Source organism: Streptomyces sp. NPDC048434 (assembly GCF_043200375.1).
Classification (GTDB): Bacteria; Actinomycetota; Actinomycetes; order Streptomycetales; family Streptomycetaceae; genus Streptomyces.
Map to the genome: position 1 here is coordinate 1 of NZ_JBICXQ010000042.1, position 19,343 is coordinate 19,343.

Annotated in this window: 20 protein-coding genes; 7 read left to right on the forward strand and 13 right to left on the reverse strand. The window is 72.7% G+C overall.

Annotated features, from left to right (window positions below):
- Positions 1 to 195: 195 nt before the first annotated feature.
- The 4 genes from ACGFWI_RS35505 to ACGFWI_RS35520 form a co-directional block, all read right to left on the reverse strand.
- Positions 196 to 504 (reverse strand): hypothetical protein, encoded by a 309-nt coding sequence (locus tag ACGFWI_RS35505; protein WP_393910190.1) that lies wholly within the window; start codon positions 502 to 504, stop codon positions 196 to 198.
- 144 nt (positions 505 to 648) lie between these two features.
- Positions 649 to 1,410 (reverse strand): phosphatase PAP2 family protein, encoded by a 762-nt coding sequence (locus ACGFWI_RS35510; RefSeq protein WP_393910191.1) that lies wholly within the window; start codon positions 1,408 to 1,410, stop codon positions 649 to 651.
- Complete coding sequence (locus ACGFWI_RS35515) at positions 1,407 to 2,012, reverse strand: phosphatase PAP2 family protein (RefSeq protein ID WP_393910192.1); 606 nt, start codon at positions 2,010 to 2,012, stop codon at positions 1,407 to 1,409. The genes ACGFWI_RS35510 and ACGFWI_RS35515 overlap by 4 nt, the downstream gene beginning before the upstream one ends.
- Before the next feature lie 81 nt (positions 2,013 to 2,093).
- Positions 2,094 to 2,789, reverse strand: coding sequence for a DedA family protein (locus tag ACGFWI_RS35520; RefSeq protein ID WP_393910193.1), 696 nt, complete (start codon positions 2,787 to 2,789; stop codon positions 2,094 to 2,096).
- 115 nt (positions 2,790 to 2,904) lie between these two features.
- Between ACGFWI_RS35520 and ACGFWI_RS35525 the strand changes: the two genes are divergently transcribed.
- Positions 2,905 to 3,330, forward strand: a complete 426-nt coding sequence (locus tag ACGFWI_RS35525) for a BlaI/MecI/CopY family transcriptional regulator (RefSeq protein WP_393910194.1) — start codon at positions 2,905 to 2,907, stop codon at positions 3,328 to 3,330.
- Positions 3,327 to 4,286: a M56 family metallopeptidase gene (locus ACGFWI_RS35530; protein WP_393910195.1), complete on the forward strand. Its 960-nt coding sequence runs from the start codon at positions 3,327 to 3,329 to the stop codon at positions 4,284 to 4,286. The genes ACGFWI_RS35525 and ACGFWI_RS35530 overlap by 4 nt, the downstream gene beginning before the upstream one ends.
- A 317-nt stretch (positions 4,287 to 4,603) precedes the next feature.
- Here the strand turns inward: ACGFWI_RS35530 and ACGFWI_RS35535 are convergent, their stop codons facing one another.
- On the reverse strand, positions 4,604 to 6,157 hold the full coding sequence (locus tag ACGFWI_RS35535; RefSeq protein WP_393910196.1) for an ATP-binding protein: 1,554 nt from the start codon (positions 6,155 to 6,157) through the stop codon (positions 4,604 to 4,606).
- A 1-nt stretch (position 6,158) separates the two neighbouring features.
- Positions 6,159 to 6,929 carry a response regulator transcription factor gene (locus ACGFWI_RS35540; RefSeq protein WP_393910197.1) on the reverse strand — a complete coding sequence of 257 codons (771 nt, stop codon included), beginning with the start codon at positions 6,927 to 6,929 and terminating at the stop codon, positions 6,159 to 6,161.
- 236 nt (positions 6,930 to 7,165) lie between these two features.
- On the opposite strand from ACGFWI_RS35540, the gene ACGFWI_RS35545 reads away from it, so the two are divergent.
- The 5 genes from ACGFWI_RS35545 to dgt all read left to right on the forward strand — a co-directional run bounded on the left by ACGFWI_RS35545 (position 7,166) and on the right by dgt (position 12,242).
- On the forward strand, positions 7,166 to 8,386 hold the full coding sequence (locus tag ACGFWI_RS35545) for a glycosyltransferase family 4 protein (RefSeq protein WP_393910198.1): 1,221 nt from the start codon (positions 7,166 to 7,168) through the stop codon (positions 8,384 to 8,386).
- Between the two features lie 285 nt (positions 8,387 to 8,671).
- Positions 8,672 to 9,226 (forward strand): GH25 family lysozyme, encoded by a 555-nt coding sequence (locus tag ACGFWI_RS35550; protein WP_340490737.1) that lies wholly within the window; start codon positions 8,672 to 8,674, stop codon positions 9,224 to 9,226.
- A 137-nt stretch (positions 9,227 to 9,363) separates the two neighbouring features.
- On the forward strand, positions 9,364 to 10,194 hold the full coding sequence (gene nadE, locus ACGFWI_RS35555) for an ammonia-dependent NAD(+) synthetase (protein ID WP_393910199.1): 831 nt from the start codon (positions 9,364 to 9,366) through the stop codon (positions 10,192 to 10,194).
- A gap of 310 nt (positions 10,195 to 10,504) precedes the next feature.
- Positions 10,505 to 10,858: a hypothetical protein gene (locus ACGFWI_RS35560; protein WP_393910200.1), complete on the forward strand. Its 354-nt coding sequence runs from the start codon at positions 10,505 to 10,507 to the stop codon at positions 10,856 to 10,858.
- Between the two features lie 58 nt (positions 10,859 to 10,916).
- Positions 10,917 to 12,242 (forward strand): dGTP triphosphohydrolase, encoded by a 1,326-nt coding sequence (gene dgt / locus ACGFWI_RS35565; protein WP_393910201.1) that lies wholly within the window; start codon positions 10,917 to 10,919, stop codon positions 12,240 to 12,242.
- Between the two features lie 122 nt (positions 12,243 to 12,364).
- Here dgt and ACGFWI_RS35570 read toward each other — a convergent pair whose 3' ends face one another.
- From ACGFWI_RS35570 to ACGFWI_RS35600, 7 genes are all read right to left on the reverse strand, one after another.
- On the reverse strand, positions 12,365 to 13,267 hold the full coding sequence (locus ACGFWI_RS35570; RefSeq protein ID WP_393910202.1) for a cytochrome c biogenesis CcdA family protein: 903 nt from the start codon (positions 13,265 to 13,267) through the stop codon (positions 12,365 to 12,367).
- Complete coding sequence (locus ACGFWI_RS35575) at positions 13,264 to 14,049, reverse strand: DsbA family protein (protein WP_393910203.1); 786 nt, start codon at positions 14,047 to 14,049, stop codon at positions 13,264 to 13,266. Before ACGFWI_RS35575 ends, ACGFWI_RS35570 begins: the two co-directional genes overlap by 4 nt.
- Positions 14,050 to 14,106: 57 nt before the next feature.
- On the reverse strand, positions 14,107 to 14,583 hold the full coding sequence (locus ACGFWI_RS35580; protein ID WP_393910204.1) for a hypothetical protein: 477 nt from the start codon (positions 14,581 to 14,583) through the stop codon (positions 14,107 to 14,109).
- Positions 14,584 to 14,714: 131 nt separating this feature from the next.
- Positions 14,715 to 15,242 carry an ATP-binding protein gene (locus ACGFWI_RS35585; protein WP_393910205.1) on the reverse strand — a complete coding sequence of 176 codons (528 nt, stop codon included), beginning with the start codon at positions 15,240 to 15,242 and terminating at the stop codon, positions 14,715 to 14,717.
- A 277-nt stretch (positions 15,243 to 15,519) separates the two neighbouring features.
- Positions 15,520 to 16,287, reverse strand: coding sequence for an enoyl-CoA hydratase/isomerase family protein (locus tag ACGFWI_RS35590; protein WP_393910206.1), 768 nt, complete (start codon positions 16,285 to 16,287; stop codon positions 15,520 to 15,522).
- Positions 16,288 to 16,370: 83 nt separating this feature from the next.
- Complete coding sequence (locus ACGFWI_RS35595) at positions 16,371 to 17,609, reverse strand: Ig-like domain-containing protein (RefSeq protein ID WP_393910207.1); 1,239 nt, start codon at positions 17,607 to 17,609, stop codon at positions 16,371 to 16,373.
- A 184-nt stretch (positions 17,610 to 17,793) separates the two neighbouring features.
- Positions 17,794 to 19,122, reverse strand: a complete 1,329-nt coding sequence (locus tag ACGFWI_RS35600; RefSeq protein WP_393910208.1) for an Ig-like domain-containing protein — start codon at positions 19,120 to 19,122, stop codon at positions 17,794 to 17,796.
- Between the last annotated feature and the right edge of the window lie 221 nt (positions 19,123 to 19,343).

Consider the following 19,343-nt stretch of genomic DNA (forward strand, 5'->3'; position numbering starts at 1 on the left):
ATCAAGACCATGAAGGACACCGGCGCCGACATGAGCGTCAAATACAAGGAAACCGCACGCGGCGGACTCGCCGTCAACATCATCGAGTGCTGAGGCAGGGATAGCGGACGAGGTCCGGGGCGGCGCCCTCCGTCCGCCGAGGGTGACCGCCGAGGTGATCCGCCGGTCCGCGGACGCTCGCGCCCGACGGGTCGGCTATCGGCCGATCTCCCAGGCGAAGGGCGGGAGTTCACGGGCCCGGGAGTAGATGTCCAGGGCCTGGTTCGCGGGGACGAAGGGGTGGACGCGGGCGCCTTCGAGGCCGGCCAGCAGGCGGGCGCAGTGGTGGACGCAGCCGGCGGCCTCCCTGCCCTGGCGGTCGACGATGGTGGCGGCGTCCTGCGGGCCCTCGCACTGGGTGGGGTCCTTGGCGGCGGCGGCCGGGCAGCGGCCATGGGGGGCGGCGGACGCGGCGGTCCCCCCGGCTGACGGGCGCGGCGGCGAGGCGTCGAGTGGCTCGTTCATCGGTGTGTCCCCCTGGTGCCGCGGTGGTACGTGCCGTGAGGGCGCCCTGGTGGCATCGCTTCCGCCGTCCCGGCACCCAGGACAGTGCTGCTCGGCGCGGGACGCGTCCATGCCGCCTTGGGAAAGATCTGGTCCGATCGTCAGCTATTCATGGGAATGCGCGCTTTGGGGGCTCGCACCGGCCGGGGCCGGGCGGTCCCGGCCGGGGAGGGCGAACGGTTCCAGGAGCAGCGCGAGGGCGAGCAGGGTGGCCGCCAGCAGCCAGCCGCCGAGGACATCGCCCGGCCAGTGGACGCTCAGGTAGACGCGGGTGAGGCCGACCCCGACGGCCCAGAGGGCGAGCACCACGCACCAGGTGCGGGCCACGGCGGGGCGGGCGCGCCGGGCGATGCCCCAGGCCAGGATCCCGGCCGCCAGCGCCGAGGTGGTGGCATGGCCGGAGGGGAACGCATGGCCGGAGGCGTGCCCGGCCCAGTCGGCGGCCGGCGGGCGGGGGCGGGCGATCAGCTCCATCAGGCCGTAACGGATCGCCTGGCCGACGGCGAGGACGGCGACGGCGCAGATCACCGCGCGCAGCCGGCCCGCCGCACTCCGGCCGGCCAACAGGCCGGCGAGCACCGCCAGCAGATAGGGAACCGGGCCGCTGCCGGTGGCGGTCAGTGCGCGGGCCATGGAGCGCAGCGGCTCCCCGTGGTGTGCCGTGGACCAGTGGATGGCGGCCTGTTCGGGGGCGAGCGGGGCTCCGTGCCGTACGGACACGGTGACCAGCACGGCGGTGAAGAGCGCGGCGCAGACCGCGGCGACGGTGAGGAGGGGGACGGCAGCGGGACGTCGCCACGTCCCAAGGCGCGGGACCGGCTCCGGGTCCGGCCGTGGCCGCTGTGGTCCCGGCTCGGGCGCCGTCACCGCGCGGCCACCAGGGGGCGCAGCCGGGTGTCCCGGATCCGGTCGACGGCGGGGGCCGCGCGGCGGGCGAGCGGGGTGAGCCCCCGTGCCACGACGGCGCCGGCGATCAGGCCGACGGCGACGTCGTGCGGGTAGTGCGCACCGACCCAGACGCGTGAGGCCGCCATGAGGAACGCGGCCGCCACGGCGATCCGGCCCAGTTGCCGGTCGCACAGCAGCAGGGCGACCGCGGCCGCCGCGGCGATGGCGGAGTGGTTGCTGGGGAAGGACCAGTCGCCGGGCCCGGGACAGGCCTCGACGGTGACGGTGTGGAGCGTCTGGCAGGGCCGCTGTTCGTCGAAGAAGGTCTTGACGAGGTCGTTGACGAGGAAGGCGGCGACCACGACGACGGGGGTGGCCAGCGCCGTCGCCATGGCGCCGGAAGTGCCGTTCCGCGCCCGCCACCAGCCGATCAGCATCAGGGCGGCGAAGAGGGCGAGGCCGTAATCGGTCCAGTAGGAGAGGAGGGCGTTCAGGTCGTGCGGGGCACGCTGGGCGAGCGCGGTGATCCGGGTGTACAGGCCGCCGTCGATCGAGGCTCCCCCGAAGGCGAGGTGGTTCACAGGGTTCTCCTTGGCGGCTCGGGGCTCGACGGCCGGCGGCTGGGTGCGGTGGTGGCGGAGGGGGCGGACGGCTGGGGTGGTTCAGGCGCCGGGCGGCGGTGTGGGGCCGGGCGTCGTTTCCGGGCGCCTGCGGGAGCGGAGCAGTTCGACGGCGAGCGGGGCCAGCGACACCAGCACCACCAGGGCGACCAGCGGCAGCAGATAGCGGTCCACGTTCGGTACGGACGCCCCCAGTCCGTATCCGGCGAGGGTGAGGCCGAGCGTCCAGAGCAGGCCGCCGGTGATCTGCCAGAGGGCGAACGTGCGGGCGGGCACGCCGAGGGCGCCGGCCAGCGGGTTCAGTACGGTGCGGACGACGGGGACGAAGCGGGCGAGGACGATGGCCTTGCCGTGGCCGTAGCGGGTGAGGAACTCCTCGGCGCGGGCGGCGCCCTCGTGCAGCCGGCGGGCTCGGCTGCGGGCCAGCAGGGCGCGGCCACCGCGCCGGCCGATCCAGTAGCCGGTCTGGGATCCGGCGAGCGCACCGACGGCGGCGGCCGTGAGCACCTGCGGCAGCGCGAGGTGTACGGCGCCGCCGGTGCCCGGGGCGCACAGCAGCCCGGCGGTGAACAGCAGCGAGTCGCCGGGCAGGAAGAAGCCGACGAGCAGCCCGGTCTCGGCGAACAGCACGACGGCGACGCCCAGCGCGCCGAACGCGGCCAGCAGGGATCCGGCGTCGAGTACGTTCACAGCCTGGGTGACCGCTGTCACCTGCGGAAATGCGGCGGCTACAGACATGTCGGCGGCCCCTCCCATAATGGGTTGCGGGCCTGCCCTCCGGTCGGCCCGGCCGACTACAGTTACGTAGACGGTCTACGGAACTGTAGACGACGGAAAAGGTGAAGGGCGTTCCATGTCGGAGACCTCACCCGTGCAGCGGCGCCCCGCCGGCGAGCTGGAGGCGAGCGTGCTCGCGGCGCTCTGGGCGGCCGAGGGGGCACTGAGCCCCATCGAGGTGCAGAGCGCACTGGGCGGCAGGCTCGCGCGGACCACCGTCACCACGATCCTCACTCGCCTGCACGACAAGGGGGCGGTCTCCCGCTCCCGGGCCGGCCGCGGTTTCGTGTACTCCCCCATACAGGACTCCGCGGGGCTGACCGCCCGGCGGATGCGCAGCGAACTCGACAAGCAGGACGACCGCGGTACCGCGCTCGCCCGCTTCGTCTCGCAGCTGACCAACGAGGACGAGCAGTTGCTGCGGTCTCTTCTGGAGGGCGCGGACGACGCCCCCGAGGGACCGGGAGCCGACCCGCAGCCCGGCCCCGGGGCCGCACCATGATCTTCGCCGTATGGATTCCCCTGCTGATGCCGCTGCTCGCGGTGCCGGCCGCCCGCCGCCTGGCGGAGTCGCTGCCGCCGCGCGCCGCGGCCTGGCTGCTGACCGGCTGCGCGGTCGCGCTGGCCGCCTGTACGACCTCGGCGCTGGGCCTGCTGCTGACCGCCGGGGCGCTGCAACTGCCTCCGGTCGCCGCCCTGGGCCATCTCTCCCTGCCGCTGCTCGGCGACGATCCGGCCGTGTCGCTCCCCGCTGCCGCCGCCGCCGCCGGTCTGCTCACCGCCGGTGCCCTCGCCGTCGTCCACCGCGCCCGCCGCCACCACACCGAAATCCGCACCGCCCGGCTCACCTCCGATGCCCACCCCACCTCCGGCGATCTGTGCGTCCTGCCGGACTCCGCGCCCGATGCGTACGCCCTGCCGGGACGGCCGGGCCGGGTGGTGGTCACGGCCGGGATGCTGCGGGCGCTGCCCCCGGACGAGCGGGAGGCGCTGTTCGCCCATGAGCGCGCCCATCTCGCGGGCCGGCACCATCTCTTCCTGCTCACGGTCGCGCTGGCCGCAGTCTGCCATCCGCTGCTCCGGTCCCTGCGCGCACCCCTGGCGTACGCCCTGGAGCGCTGGGCCGACGAATCCGCCGCGTCCCGGGTGGGCGACCGCCGAGTGACGGCCCGCGCCATCGGCCGCGCCGCGCTGGCCGCCCGTCCCGCTGCCCCGGCGTCGCACCGCCCCGGCACCGTCCTCGCCGCGACGACCGGCCCGGTACCCCGCCGGGTCGCCGCCCTGCTGACCCCCGAGCGGTCCTCGGGCCACCCTCCGCCACGCACCGGCGTGCACGGCCGCCGGCTGATCGCCGCGGCCCTGCTCGCCTGTGTCACCTTCTCCGCGGCCGCCGCCCTGGACGCCGCGGCCGATCTGCACGAGACGGTGGAAGTGGCCCAGGGGGAGACCGCGCACTGACGGGCCGGAACCGGGAAGGGGCAGGTCCGCCCGGTAGGCGGCTGGGCGCCGGTGCGTACGGCGCGCGGGAGGGCGGGGAGAGCAGGTATCCCGCGGGCGGTGCATCGCCGGAGGACCGGGTGAGCAAGCGCCCCGCGGGCGGTACGCCGGGAAGCACCGGAGGGTAAACACCCTGCGGCTGGTACGCCGGGAAGCACGGGAGAGCAAACACTCGCCGCCCGTACGCCGGGAAGCACCGGAGACCAAACACCCCGCCGCCGGTGCACCCCAAGCCCCGGGAGGCCCGGAAGCGCAGGCCCTTAAGTCCCCTAAATCCCCTAAGCCCCCGACCCCGACCCCGACCCCGTATGTGCCCCGGCTCCCCTGCCGCCGTCCTTTCCCGTGCCGACCGCGAAGCCCAGGGTGGCGCCGCCGCCGGGGCGGCGGGTGGCGAAGGCATGGCCGCCGTGGGCGGTGGCGATCTCGCGGACGATGGCGAGGCCGAGGCCGGAGCCGGGCAGGCCACGGGCGGCCGCGGCCCGGTAGAAGCGGTCGAAGACCCGGGTCAGGTCGGCGTCCGCGATACCGGGGCCACGGTCGAGGACCTCGATGCGGGCACCGGTCACGACGACCTCGATCGGCGCCGTCCCGCCCGCGTCGAATTTGGCGGCGTTCTCCAGCAGATTGGTCAGCGCACGGTGCAGTGCGGCGGAGCGGCCCTCGACCACCGCCGGGCGAACGGTCCGTACGGTGATCTCCCGGCCGGTGCGGCGGCGGGCCGAGGCGGTCGCCTTCTCCGCGACATCGGCCAGGTTCACCTCGGAGAGCGGGTCGTCGTCGCGCTGCCCGGCCGCCAGATCCACCAGCTCATTGACCAGGTCGCTGAGTTCACGGGCCTCGCCCGCCAGATCGGTCAACAGCTCGTCGCGGGCGTCCGGCGGCAGTTCCTCGAACCGCTTCAGCAGCGAGATGTTCGTCCGGAGCGAGGTCAGCGGGGTGCGCAGCTCATGGCCGGCGTCCTGGACGAGGCGCTGCTGGTCCTGGACGGCGCTGGCCAGCCGGCCGAGCATGTCGTCGAAGGCCCGCCCCAGCCGGGCGACCTCGTCCCGCCCCACCACCGGGACCGGGACGTCCAGCCGTCCGTGCTCCGCCACGTTCTCGGCGACCGAGGTCAGCCGCACCAGCCGGCCGGTGATCCGGCGCGCCAGCCACCAGCCGCCCGCACCGGACAGCGCGATGACCGCGGCGGCCAGCAGGGCGGTGCGCTTCTGGAGCGCGGAGAGCAGATCCTCGGTCTCGCTGAACTTCTGCGCGACCTGCACGGCACCGCGGCCATCGCCGAGCGCCACGGTCGCGACGTGGTACTCCTCGTCGCCGACGTCCGCCTCCCGCTCGGCAAGGTGGCCGGCGCGCTCGTCGGCGGCCACCCGGCGCTCCTCGGTACCGGCCGGGAGGGCCGGGCGCCCCAGCTCCACGATCCGGCCGCCGGCGCCCAGGATCTGCACATCGGTACGGGTGGGCCGGGTGAGCTCGTCGCGCGGCCCGTCGTGGTCGGGGTCGGAGCTCGCGTAATCGGCGGGCATGAACGGCTTTTCCTGCACCTGGGTGCGCAGATCCCGTACGACCTGCGAGAACACCGACTTCTCGTCGACCCGTACCAGCCGGGCCGCCGCGTCGTAGCTGAGGAACCCGACGAGGACGGTCACCGCGGCGGCCCCGGTGGCGAACGCCACCGCGAAAGCGGTACGCAGGCTGGCGGGCCTACGGGTGCGCAGCCAGGCGGCGGACCCGCCGCTGCGCCAGGAGCTCGTCCAGGCCCGCAGCCGGGCGCGCAGCCGACGGCCGGGCCGGGTGCGCGGCCCGGTCCCGGCGCGGTCACGGGGCCTGGGCATCTCAGTCCTCCCGCAGTACGTAACCGACGCCACGCACCGTGTGGATCAGCGGGCGGCTGCCCGGGACATCGACCTTGCGCCGCAGATAGCCCACGTACACCGCGAGGTTCTTCGAGCCCGGCCCGAAGTCGTACCCCCAGATCCGGTCGTAGATCGTCGAATGGTCCAGGACGATCCCGGCGTTGCGGGCCAGCAGCTCCAGCAGCTCGAATTCGGTCCGGGTCAGCTCCAGTTCCCGCTCTCCGCGCCAGGCGCGGCGCGAGGGCCCGTCGATCCGCAGATCCGCCGCCTCGACGACGCCGCTGTCCGCCGCTCGGGCGTCGTACGCCCACTCGGCCCCGTCGGCCTCGTCCGTCACACCGGGACCGGCGCCCGCACCGCCCTCTTCCGACGCCGGCGCCTCCGACGTCGTCCGCCGCAGCAGCGCCCGCAGCCGGGCGAAGACCTCCTCGACCTCGAACGGCTTGACCACATAGTCGTCCGCACCGGCGTCCAGGCCGGCGATCCGGTCCGCCGTCTCGACCCGGGCGGTGAGCATCAGGATCGGGGTGCGGTCCTGCTCGGCCCGCAGCACCTGGCACACCTGCAGCCCGTCGATCCCCGGCATCATCACGTCCAGCAGGATCACATCGGGCCGCTCGCGGTGCGCGGCGGCGAGCGCCTGGATACCGTCGGCGACCGCGGTGACCTGGTACCCCTCCAGGGTCAGGGCACGCTCCAGCGCGGTGCGGATGGGACGGTCGTCCTCGGCGAGCAGTACGGAATGGGTCACCCGGCAAGTCTGCCAAGGGTCCGGAGGTGCTCCGGCGGGCGGCCGGTCCTGCGGTGGCTTTCTTACCCGGATCTCACCCGTGGTTCTTACCGGGCTCTCACCCTCGCCACGCCATCGGCTTACCCCTTACCGCCACGGTGGCCCGGTGCCGGACGGGCCGGTCGCGGTGACCGGGCCGCGAGCGTACCGGCCGGTCGGAACGACTCGGCACATCTCGGGGAAGAGCACGACACCGTATGAAGATCACCCTCCTGCTGCACAACGCCTACGCCATCGGCGGCACCATCCGCACCACCTTCAACCTCGCCGCCGCGCTCGCCGACCGGCATGACGTCGAGATCGTCTCGATGCTGCGGCACCGCGAGGTCCCACGGTTCACGGTGGACCCCCGGGTGCGGCTGGTGCCGCTGGTGGACACCCGCGTCGGCAGCGAGGACATGGCCGATCCGCTGTTCGGTGAGCCCGCGCAGGACTTCCCGCTCGCCGAGAAGCGGCACCACCAGTACAGCCGGCTGGTCGACGTCCGTGTCGCGGAGTTTCTGCGCACCACCGACGCGGATGTGCTGATCGGCACCCGGCCCGGCATCAATGTCTACCTGGCGCGGTTCGGCCCCCGCCGGGCGCTGCGGATCGCCCAGGAACACCTCCGGCACGACGCCCACAGCAAGCGGCTGCGGGCCGAACTCGCCCGCCATTACCGGACGCTGGACGCCCTGGTCACCACCACCGAGGCGGATGCGTCCGTCTACCGCGCGCGGATGCCGCTGCCCGGCGTACGGGTCCTGGCGGTGCCCAACATCGTGCCCGCACCGGCCGGGCCGCCGTCCCAGGGCACCGCGAAGGTGATCGCGGCGGCCGGCCGGCTGGTCCGCGGCAAGCGCTTCGACCTGCTGATCGAGGCGTTCTCCGCGGTCTCCGCCAAGCACCCCGACTGGCGGCTGCGGATACACGGCGGCGGCGCCGAGCGCGCCCAGCTCCAGGGGCTGATCGACGGGCTCGGGCTGAACGAGCGGGCGGAGCTGACCGGGCCGCGTTCCCCGATAGAGGCGGAGTTCGCCAAGGCGTCGATCGTCGCCTCGGCCTCGGACGCCGAGTCCTTCGGCATGACCCTCGTCGAGGCGATGCGCTGCGGCGTTCCGGTCGTCAGCACGGACTGCCCGCTGGGCCCGGCCGAGATCATTCACCACGGTACGGACGGGCTGCTGGTGCCGCGCGGCGACGGCCGGGCGCTGGCCACCGCTCTCCTGAGGCTCATCGAGGACCCGCAGCGCCGCCGCAAGATGGCCGAGACCGCGCTGGAGAGCTCGCACCGCTACGACCCGGAGCCGATCGCCGAACGCTATGAACTCCTCTTCAAGGAGCTGCGGTCGACGCGCACCGGCCGGGCCCTGCGCCGCGTCCTCGGCCGCGCCCGTGCCCGCGCGCGGCGGCTGGTGCGACGGGCCCGGCGGCGCTGAAGCCGACCCTCCCGGCCGGCGGGGCCGGTCCGGTCGGCGAAACCGGCCCCGCCTCAACTTGACCGCGGCACAAGGAACTTCCCCACCACGATCTGGCGTCCCCGGTAGCAAACATGCTGAACTGCTGGAACAAGACTGCCTCGCACGCGGGGAACGCGGGCTCGCAGGGACACCCGATCACCGGAACGCAGGAAACGCAGGAACGCCCGGAACCTCTGCAACGCAGTTGACGCTTCGAGCAGTTGACGCTTCGAATCCGCAGGTCCGATCGGCAGGAGGCCGTTCATGCTGCATGGTGTCGATGTCAGCTCCTACAACACCTCGTATTCCGCCGAGGGGCTGGACTTCGTTTTCGTCAAGGCCACCGAAGGCCGCTCCTACATCAATCCGCACCAGTCCGCGCAGGCATCAAAGGCCCGTAAAGCGGGCTGTGTCGTCGGTTTCTACCACTTTCTGTGGCCGGGAAATATCGCCGCCCAGGCGAAATACTTCGTCGAGAAATGCGCATCGGTCCAGGGCGACCTCCTCGCCTGCGACTGGGAGCGCACCGGCGAGGGGACCTATGCGAGCAATGCGCAGAAGGACCAGTTCCTGGTCGAGGTGAAGAAGCTGCGCCCCACCCACCGGGTGATGCTCTACTGCAACCGCGATTTCTGGCTCAACCACGACACCACGTCCTACGCGGCCGACGGCCTGTGGATCGCCGATTACGTCTCCGCCGGGCATCCGCGTATCAAGGCGAAGTGGCGCATCCATCAGTACACCGACCGGCCCCTGGACAAGGACGTCGCGGACTTCTCGACCAAGGCCGCCCTCAAGAAGTGGGCGCACCCGGCATAAGGTTTCCTACCGGCGCGCCTTTCCGCGTCGCCAGAAACCGCGCCTACGCGGAGAAGAAGAACGCCACGTAGGCGTCGGAGAGCAATGCGTCACCACCAGCACCGCGCGACGCGGCACGAGAACAACGAGGAGCAGCCGTGACCGACCCGGCGTCCAAGGCCCTGCAGCAGGAGATCGCCCGGGATCTCCAGGTGACCGCGTCCTTCGACGCCGAGCAGGAGATCGAGCGCCGGGTGGCCTTCCTCACGAACCGGCTGACCTCCACGGGCCTGCGCTCGCTGGTCCTGGGGATCAGCGGCGGCGTCGACTCCACGACCACGGGCCGGCTCTGCCAGCTCGCCGTGGAGCGGGCCCGCGCCGCCGGGCACGAGACGACGTTCTACGCGATGCGGCTGCCGTACGGCGTCCAGGCGGACGAGAAGGACGCCCAGCGGGCGCTGGAGTTCATCCGCGCGGACCGGGAGCTGACCGTCGACATCCGCCCGGCGAGCGATGCGGCGCTGCAGGCGGCGGTGGACGGCGGGCTCACCTTCCGCGACGCCCACCACCGGGATTTCGTCCAGGGCAACATCAAGGCGCGCCAGCGCATGATCGCGCAGTACGCGGTCGCGGGCGCCCATGACGGCCTGGTCGTGGGTACCGACCACGCGGCCGAGGCGGTCTCCGGCTTCTTCACGAAGTTCGGTGACGGCGCGGCCGATGTGGTGCCGCTGACGGGGCTGACCAAGCGCCGGGTGCGCGCGGTGTCGGCGGCGCTGGGCGCCCCTGAGGAGCTGGTGCACAAGGTGCCGACGGCCGACCTGGAGACGCTCGACCCGGGCAAGCCGGACGAGGACGCGCTCGGTGTGAGCTACGACCAGATCGACGACTACCTGGAGGGCAAGCCGGTCGACGCCGCGGCGGCCCACGCCATCGTCCGCCGCTACCGCCTCACCGACCACAAGCGGGCACTGCCGATCGCTCCCTGAGGGGAGGAGCGGGGAGGCGCGGCTTCGGGGGCGAAGGCGGGAAGCGTCGGGAAGAACGGGCGCCCGCCGGGGGCTGCCGTGGCTGTGGATGCTGCCGCGGCGGCCCGGCAGATCGGCGGCGGTCCTGGAGACTGCTCGCGCCGGCTGCCCCCTCGCCCGCCCCCAACCCCCTCCCGTCATGGACCGGCCAGGCGGCCGTCACCGTCCCGGTGCTAAATCGTGGGCGGGAGCGGGCATGCATCCGGCCATGGGAAGCCGCGAAGTGCGATCGGAAGATCAACTGTCAGTGGGGCCGCCTACGCTCCGAGGCATGGGCTACGCAAACCTGCGCGAACTCCAGACCGCGCTGACCACCGCCTCCGACCTTGCCTCCGCCCTGCAGTCCGCGCCGACCCGGCGCGACGCAGACCAGCTCGTCGACGTCCTCCGGCAGGCGCTGACCGCTGCCGGCTCGCTGGGCGCGGAGACCGGCCCGACCGGCTGCGCCATACATCCCCACGGCGCGGTCGACCCGTTGTACGGCGATCCGGAAGATCCCCTTCCGCCGGGCTACGGAAAGTGCCTGCTCTGCAACGACCGCCGGCGCCGGGCGGACGCCCACCCCGCGCATGCGCGCCCGCACGCCCGTCCGCATCCGCGCTGGCGGCGTCGGCTGAACGCCTAGCGGGCGAGACCTGCCCACCGGCCGGACCCCGGCAAGCGGGGCCGACTACCATCCGCGCATGCGACCTGCCACATACAGCGATGAGGACCTAGAGCAGCACTCCCTCCGGCGACGGGTGCCCGACGACGGGCAGCGGTCCGGCTTCGAGCATGACGTCGACCGGATTCTGTATTCGACCCAGTGGCGGGCACTGGCCGGCAAGAGCCAGGTGGTGGCGAGCGCCGAGCTGGGCGCCTACCACACCCGGCTGACCCACTCGATGAAGGTGGCTCAGCTCGGCCGGCGGATGGCGGAGCGGCTGGAGCGCCGGTACGGCGGGCCGAATCCGGCGCTCGTCGAGGCGGCGTGCATGGCCCACGACATCGGCCATCCGCCCTTCGGGCACGCGGGTGAGCTGGCGCTGCGCGCCACGATGGACGAGCTGCACTTCGCGGACGGTGTGCTGGACAGCTTCGAGGGCAACGCACAGACCCTGCGGGTGCTGACCTTTCTCGCCGCCCACAAATACCCGGGCCATCGCGGACTGCATCTGACCCGCGCCTGTCTGGACGCCGCCACCAAATACCCGTGGGAGCGAGCACCCGTCGACCAGGACCCGGCGCGGCATGTGAAGTGGGGGGTGTACGTCGCCGACCGGGAGGCGTTCTCCTGGGTGCGGGCCGGCCGTACGGACACCGCCGTACCGGTCGAGGAGCAGGTCATGGACTGGGCGGACGATGTCACCTACGCCTGCCATGACGTCGAGGACTTCTACCGTACGGGCCTGATTCCGCTGGCCGCGCTGTTCCCGCCGGACGGTGCCGCCGGCGCCGACACCGAGCGGGAGATCAGCCGCTTCCTGGACTACGTCCAGGCCAAGCGGGCGCGGGAGGGCGAGACCTTCGACCGTGCGGCGGCGCTGGTGATGATGGCGGACATCGGCAAGCGGCTGGCGGTGCCCGCCCCGTACAGCGGCAGCCATGAGGACGCGGTCGCGGTCAATCGCCGCACCGCCGATCTGATCTCGTACTTCACCCGTGGGATCGAGCTGGAGGTGAGCGGCGAGGCGGCGATCCGCTACGGCGCGCAGCTGGTGATCCCGGCGGAGCGGCGGGCCGCCTGCGATCTGCTCAAGGAGCTGGTGTGGTGCTACGTCATCGACCGCCCCGCGCTGGCCACCCAGCAGCACGGCAAGCGGCGGGTGGTGAGCGAGCTGCTGCGCTGGACCCATGACGCACCCGAGCTGCTGCCGCCGGACCGCGCCGAGGAGCTCACGCTGCACGGCGACCGGCTGCGCGCCGCCGCGGACCATGTCGCCTCGCTGACCGAGGACCAGGCGCTGGCCCTGCACCGGCGGCTGTCCGGCACCGGCCTGGGGTCGGTCAACGACAACGTGTGGCTGTGAGCCCGGGGGCGGGAGCCCGGTGCCGTCCATCGACGGCCCGGCCCCGCCCCCCCCGGCGGCCACTCACTCCCGCCCCGCGGCTCCTCGGCGCCACCCCACGGCGACGTGCCTTCGCCCCGCCGCTATTCGGACCCGCCCCGCCGTTGATCGGCCCCTTCCCGCGGCCCTGTTGTCCCGCCCGACGACGGATCGGCCCCGTCCCGCGGCTTCTTCTCCGGCCGCAGCGCGATACGGCCGAGCACCGCCGCGACGATCAGCGCGGCCACCGCGATCAGTGCAGGGTCGGGTACGGCGTTCCCGACCCGCGTCGCCCATTCCTCGGCCCGGAATTCGGCGTCGGCGTCGAGAATTCCGGGCAGCGCACTGGTCCCGTTGAAGCGCAGGAAAAGCACGCCGATGCCGATGAAGAACACCCCGGACAGCACCGAGGTGGTGTGCAGCCGCAGCCTTCCGAGGGCGAATTCCCGGCCCCGCAGCCAGCCCCGGGTGCCGAGCCGGAAGCGCTCCCACAGCAGCGCCAGCACGAACAGCGGCAGCGCCATGCCCAGCGCGTAGACGGCGAGCATCGAGGCGCCGTACGCCGGTGAACCGCTGACCGCCGTCACCGTCAGCACCGCGCCGAGGATCGGGCCCGCGCAGAAGCCGGCCAGCCCGTAGACACAGCCGAGCAGAAAGGTGGAGACGGCCGACCGCGGGGTGATCCTCGCGGCGGCGGCCTGGGCACGCCGGGAGGCGAAGCCCAGACCGAGGATCTGGGCGAGGCCCATCGCGATGACGACCCAGCCGCCGACGGCGATCAGCAGATCGCGGTGGCCGTTGAACAGCCGGCTTGCCGCCGTACTGGCAGCCCCGAGCGGCACCAGCATCGTGGCCAGCCCCAGATAGAACACCCCGGTACGGGCCACCAGCCGGCCAGGCGTCGAGAGGGAGTACGCGAAGAACGCCGGCAGCAGCAGCGCGCTGCACGGGCTGAGCAGCGCCAGCGCACCGCCCAGGAAGGCCGCGAGGTAGCCGATGTCGTTCATTCCCCGGCCCCCTTGGCCGCCGGCGCGTTCTTGGCCGCCCGCGCCGCGGCTTCCTGGATGGCCTGTGCGAAGACCTCGGCGGGCTGGGCCCCGGCGACCGGCCGGCCGTTGATGAGGAAGGACGGCGTGGACTGCACCCCGAGCTGGAAACCCTCGTCCTGATCCTTCTTCAGCGCCCGCTCGGCGCCCGCGCTCTTCATGTCCGCACGGAACTTCTCGATATCGGCCACCCCGCTCGTGCGGGCCAGCTCGACGAGCTTGTCCTCGGCAAGCGCCCGGCCCTTGCGGGTCTTGGCGTACAGCGCGTCGTGGAGCTGCCAGAACTTGCCCTGTTGTCCGGCGGCCCAGGAGGCGCGGGCGGCCCGCTCGGAGTCGGCGCCGAAGACGGTGAAGTTGCGGAATTCGAGGCGCAGGGTGCCCGCGTCGACGAACTTCTTGATCAGTGCGGGCTGGGTCTCGCGGGTGAAGCGGCCGCAGAACGAGCACTGGTAGTCGGCGTATTCGACCAGGACCACCGGGGCGTTCTTCCTGCCGACGGCCAGCGGGTCGCCGTCCTGGCGCCGGCTGGTCCGCTGGGCGAGGTCGTCGAACATCTTCTGCTGTGCGGGGTCCTCCTCGGGCTCGACGGAGGCGGCGGCTTCGGGGGCGCCGGTGCGGCCGGTGCCGCGATCGCCCTCGACGGACGTGCCGACGGCGACCCCGATGGCGATGACAGCCACGACGAGGGCGATGACCGCGCCGATCGCGGCCAGTTTGCGGGTGGGAGAGGCGGATTTGGGCATGCGGAAGCTCCAGACGTACAAAGGGGAATTTCAGGCCGTGTGCGTCGGGGCAGCGGCCTATATCCGCAGTACGGGCAGGAGCGCGGTGCGGTCGTGGGCGGGCGCGCTGTCGGTCGGCGGCCGGGCGAGCGCGAACTGCGCCGGGAGGTCAGCGGCGAGCGGCCCCGGGCCGGTGGTGGCGGGGGCGAGGGGCTCACCGCGGTGCGGTGAGGGCAGCGGGGCGGACTCGGCGGGCCCCGGGGCGTGCCGGTCCGAGCACCTCTTGGGCGCGTGGGCAACGGCGATCGGGGCGTCGCGGTCGAGCCGCGGGCCGCTGCCGGCGGCGGCCGGCCGGGCCGGTGCGTCCCCGTCCGCCGGGCTCGCGGCATCCGGGGTGGCCGCCGAAGCACCGTCGGCCCGCCATGCCGCCGCGACCGTCGCCGCCCGGCCTGCCGACCAGGCCTGATCGCCGCCGATGCGGCACAGCAGCGGCCCGAAGGTGACGGCGAGGAGGAGCAGCAGCGTCAGCGTGGCCGACCGGCGCACGTGGTGCATGTCCCCTCCTCTCCGTACCTGCGCGAGCATGAACAACCCATCCTACGGATCGTCACCGCGCGAGCGGAGCACCGACCGGGCCTCAGGGACGTCGGGGCACACCGGGCCGGGCCGGGGCGGGAAACCGGTCCTCAGCGGTCGGCGATCCGCATCTCGAACCAGGTCGTCTTGCCGCGGGGCAGCAGATCCACGCCCCAGCGGTCGGAGAGCTTGTCGACGAGGAAGAGGCCGCGGCCGCTGGTGTCCATCTCCTGGACCGGCATCAGACAGGGCAGGCCGCGGGACGGGTCGCGCACCTCGATACGGATCCAGCCACGACGGCGGAGCATCCGCAGCCCGAACGTGCGGGCGCCGGTGTGCCGTACGGCGTTGCCGACGAGCTCGGAGACCAGCAGCACGGCGTGCTCGGCGAGCTGGGGCGTCAGGGACCACTGCTTGAGGAGTACGGAGGCGGTCAGCCGGCGGGCGATGCCGGCGGACTGGGGACGCGAGGGCAGCCGGACCTCGCCGAGGGTCGGATCGCCGACCAGATCGAGTGCCGCGGAGACCGGTGCGCGGGGTGCCGGTGCGGTGTCTGCTTCCGGACCGGGGATGCCCCATCGTGCGGCGGCCGGATCGCTCCGCGGCCGCGGCTGCTCCATTCCTTCGAGGCCCGCCATGTCTCCCATCATGGCGGCTGCGTGGCGCCCACGGGGGCGGAACCGACGGAATCGATTGTCCGGAATCGTCGGTTCCAGGCCCCCGGTGAGACATATGCCAACGGCAGTTAAGGCTCCGGTACATCCTGGCTGACCTGCGACGACGCCGGGCCTACCGGGGAGGCTGCCGGGCGGGTCGACAAGGTTGCCTTAAGGCGCAATTAAGCCTTCCCTCGTTCGCCCACACGAGGCATTGCACCCGGGTCAAACCTCAGTTTCCCCGCCAACACCAGCTGTTTCAGCGGAACTTGGCCTTGCCCGGCCCTTCCTCGACGAAGCTGCGCATGCCGGTCTCCCGGTCCTCGGTCGCGAACAGCCCCGCGAACCAGTTGCGTTCAATCGTCAGGCCGGTGTCGATGTCGGTCTCCAGACCCGCGTCGACGGACTCCTTGGCGGCCCGCAGCGCCAGCGCGGGACCGGCCGCCAGCCGTGCCGCCCAGGCGTGCGCCTGCTCGTAGACCTCGGCGGCCGGCACCACCCGGTCGACCAGGCCGAGGGCGAGCGCCTCGTCGGCCTTCACCTGACGGCCGGTGAAGATCAGGTCCTTGGCCTTGGACGGGCCCACCAGCCGCGCCAGCCGCTGGGTGCCGCCGGCCCCCGGGATGAGGCCCAGCAGGATCTCCGGCTGGCCGAGCTTGGCGTTGTCGGCCGCGATCCGGAAGTCGGCACAGAGCGCCAACTCGCAGCCCCCGCCCAGCGCGTAGCCGGTGACCGCGGCGACCACCGGCTTGGGGATGCGGGCCACGGCGGTGAAGGAGTCCTGCAGGGCCTTGGAGCGCACCACCATGGCCGGGTGGTCCATGGCCTGCATCTCCTTGATGTCCGCGCCGGCCGCGAACACCTTCTCGCCGCCCCAGATGACGACGGCACGCACCTCGTCGCGGCGGGTGACCTCCTCGGCCAGCTCGCGCAGCCGGTCCTGGGTGGCGATGTCCAGTGCGTTCATCGGCGGACGGTCCAGGCGGATGGTGCCGACGCCGTCGGCGACCTCGAGATTCACAGTCATGCGGGAAGGTTAGTACGCGTTAACGACATCGGGCCCGGTGCACTCCGTCACAGTGCACCGGGCCCGTTCGCCTTCCGGCCGCTCTACTGGGCGGCCTTCCACTTCTCCCAGGAGAGGTTCCAGTCGCTGAAACCGTTGTCCGGCTGGATCGTTTCGTCGTGCGAGTTCTTGACGATGACCACATCGCCCACGACGGAGTTGCGGAAGAACCACGCCGCCGGTGTGGAGCTGTCGCCGCCACCGCGCTGGTCGAAGAGGCCCACACAGCCGTGGCTGGCGTTGCGGGTGCCGAACGTCGGACGGCCGGACCAGTAGTTGCCGTGGATGAACGTGCCGGAGTTGCTCAGCCGCATCGCATGCGGGACGTCCTTGATGTCGTACTCCCCGCCGAAGCCGACGGTGTCGCCGTTCATCCGCGTCACGAGATGCTTCTCGCTGATCACCATCTTGCCGTTGTACGTCTCGGTGCCCGGCGCGCCCGAGGTGATCGGGATGGTCTTGATCTTCTTGCCGTCGCGGACCACGGTCATCTTCTTCGAGTCTGCGTCGACCGTGCTGACCTGGCTGCGGCCGACGGTGAACGAGACCTCCTTGGCCTGGGTGCCGTAGACACCGGGCCGGCCCTCGACACCGTTGAGGTCGAGCTTGAGGGTGACCTTGGTGCCGGCCGCCCAGTACTTCTCGGGGCGGAAGTCGAGCCGGTCGTTGCCGAACCAGTGGCTCTCGACCGGGACCGACGGCTTCGCGCTGACCTTGATGGCGTCCTCGACGGCCTTGGGGTCGGTGATGCCGCGGGTGAAGTGGATCGAGACCGGCATCCCGGCGCCGACCTGCTGGCCGTTCTCGGGGCTGTACTGGCCGATGAAGGTGTTCTTGGGGACGAGTGTGGTGAAGCTGGAGTGCTCGGCGGCCTCCCGGCCCTGGCCGTCCACCGCTATCGCGTCGACGGTGTACTCCGTCGAGGCGCCCAGGTGGCCGCTCGGCTGCCACAGGGCGCCGCTGCCCGCTGTCTTCCCGTCGACCTCGTTGCCCTTGCCGTCCTTGACCTTGACGGACTTGAGCTTGCCCTTCTGGGCGGTGACCTTCAGCGCGCCGCTGGTGGCGACGTCGTGCGCGCCGTCCTTGGGCGCTATCGTCACGGCCGCCCGCGAGGCGTCCTTGTCCCCGTCGGCCTTGCCGGCCGGTTTGTCGCCGTCGCCGTCACCGCCGCACGCGGTCACCAGCAGCAGCATCGCACCGAGCAGCAGGGCGAGCGGGCCCCCGCCCTTGTGCGGCCACCGACGCCGGCGAGCCGGCACCCCCGAATTCGGCTGGACGTTCACGACTGGCCCCTTTTCCCCTCGCACGGCCCGCGGTCCCCCGCGCGCGGAAACACGGACAGCCGCGCGCTTGCCGTTAGATAACCACACCGCGGTGACAGTGAACTCCCCGTGAACGTCACCGTTTAGTCCCAAGTGCGGGGGTGGTGCGGAGGCAGGGGCGGACGGCCGCCGGGCCGGCTCCCGGTCAGCCCAGCGCGGACCCGGCCCGCCACAGCTCCCACGGCATGTTCCAGCCGCCGAGACCGTTGTCCGGCGCGACCGTGCGCTCCGGGGAGTGGTCCACCACGACGGTGTCGCCGACGATCGAGCGGTCGAAGAACCAGCCGGCCGGGGTGTGGGGGCCGCCGCCCTTGATGTCCTTCAGCCCGACGCAGCCATGGCTGGTGTTGAGGCCGCCGAAGACCTCGGGCGGCGCCCAGTAGTTGCCGTGCAGGAAGGTCCCCGATCTGGTGAGACGCATGGCGTGCGGCACGTCGGGGATGTCGTACTCGCGGCCGAAGCCGACGGTGTCGCCGTCCATCCGCGTCACCGAATGCCGCTCCAGGATCACCATCCTGCCGTTGTAGGTGGGGTTCTCGTCGTCGCCCGCGGTGACCGGCAGCACCGCCACCACCCGGCCGGCCTGGCGCACCGTCATGGTGTGCCGGGCGGCATCGATGGTGCTGACCTGGTCCCGGCCCACCCGGTAGTGGACGGTCCTGCGCTGCGTCCCGTAGGCGCCCGGTCCGGCCTTCACCCCGCGCAGCCGCAGATCCACGGTGATCTCGGTGCCCGGCCGCCAGCGCTCACGGGGCCGGAAGTCCAGCCGGCGGTGGCCGAACCAGTGGGCGGCGATCTCGACGGCGGGGCGGGCGCTGACCTTGACGGCGCGTTCGACGGCCGCGCGGTCGGCGATCGGCCGGTTGAAGGCCAGCGAGAAGATCAGGCCGGTGCCGACCGTGGCATCGCCCTGCGGCGAGAAGTGGCCGGTGAAGCGGCGGGTGGGCACGGAGGTGGTGAAGGTGGTGTGGCGGGCCGAGCGATGGCCCGCGCCGTCCAGCGCCACCGCGTCGACGGTGTATTTCGCGCCGAGTTGGAGGCGCGCGGGCACCGGCCGCCAGGTCATGCCGTCCGGGGAGAGCCGCCCGGCGACGGGACGGCGGCCGGCGTCCCCGGTCCGGCTGACCTCGACCCGCTCCAGCCGCCCTTCGGGCACCCGGACCTCGAACCGCCCGTCGGCCCGTACGCCGTGCGCGCCGTTGTGCGGGACGACCCTGATCGTCTCTTCCGGGGAGTGCGGTTTACCGGCGTCGAACACCTCCGCCTCCCCGCAGCCGGCCAGCGCCACCGCCCCGGCCAGCCCGGCCACGGCAGCGAGGACGACACGGGTACGGCGGGCCACCCGCACCGCCGCCCCACGGCCCGCCCGGCCCCGCGCCCGGTCCGGCACCCAGCCCCGCACCCGGCCCCGCACCCGGACTCCCCCACGGCTCTTCGCTCGGTACCCTGCTCGGTCCTGCTGATGGGCGGTCATATACCTAATTGTGACGGATGATGCCTGCATGGGGAGGTATGCCGCGTAACGGAATGTCACGGACACTGCGGGGCAGAACAATGAGCCCTCACCGCGGGAAGCGTGAGGCAACGCCTGGTTGCGGGAAGAACAACAGGGAGGGCGGGGACACCTGCACGGCCGGGACTCCCTCCAGCTGACGCTGGGAGGTACCCCCATGCCGGGGACGCCGCCCGACCGAG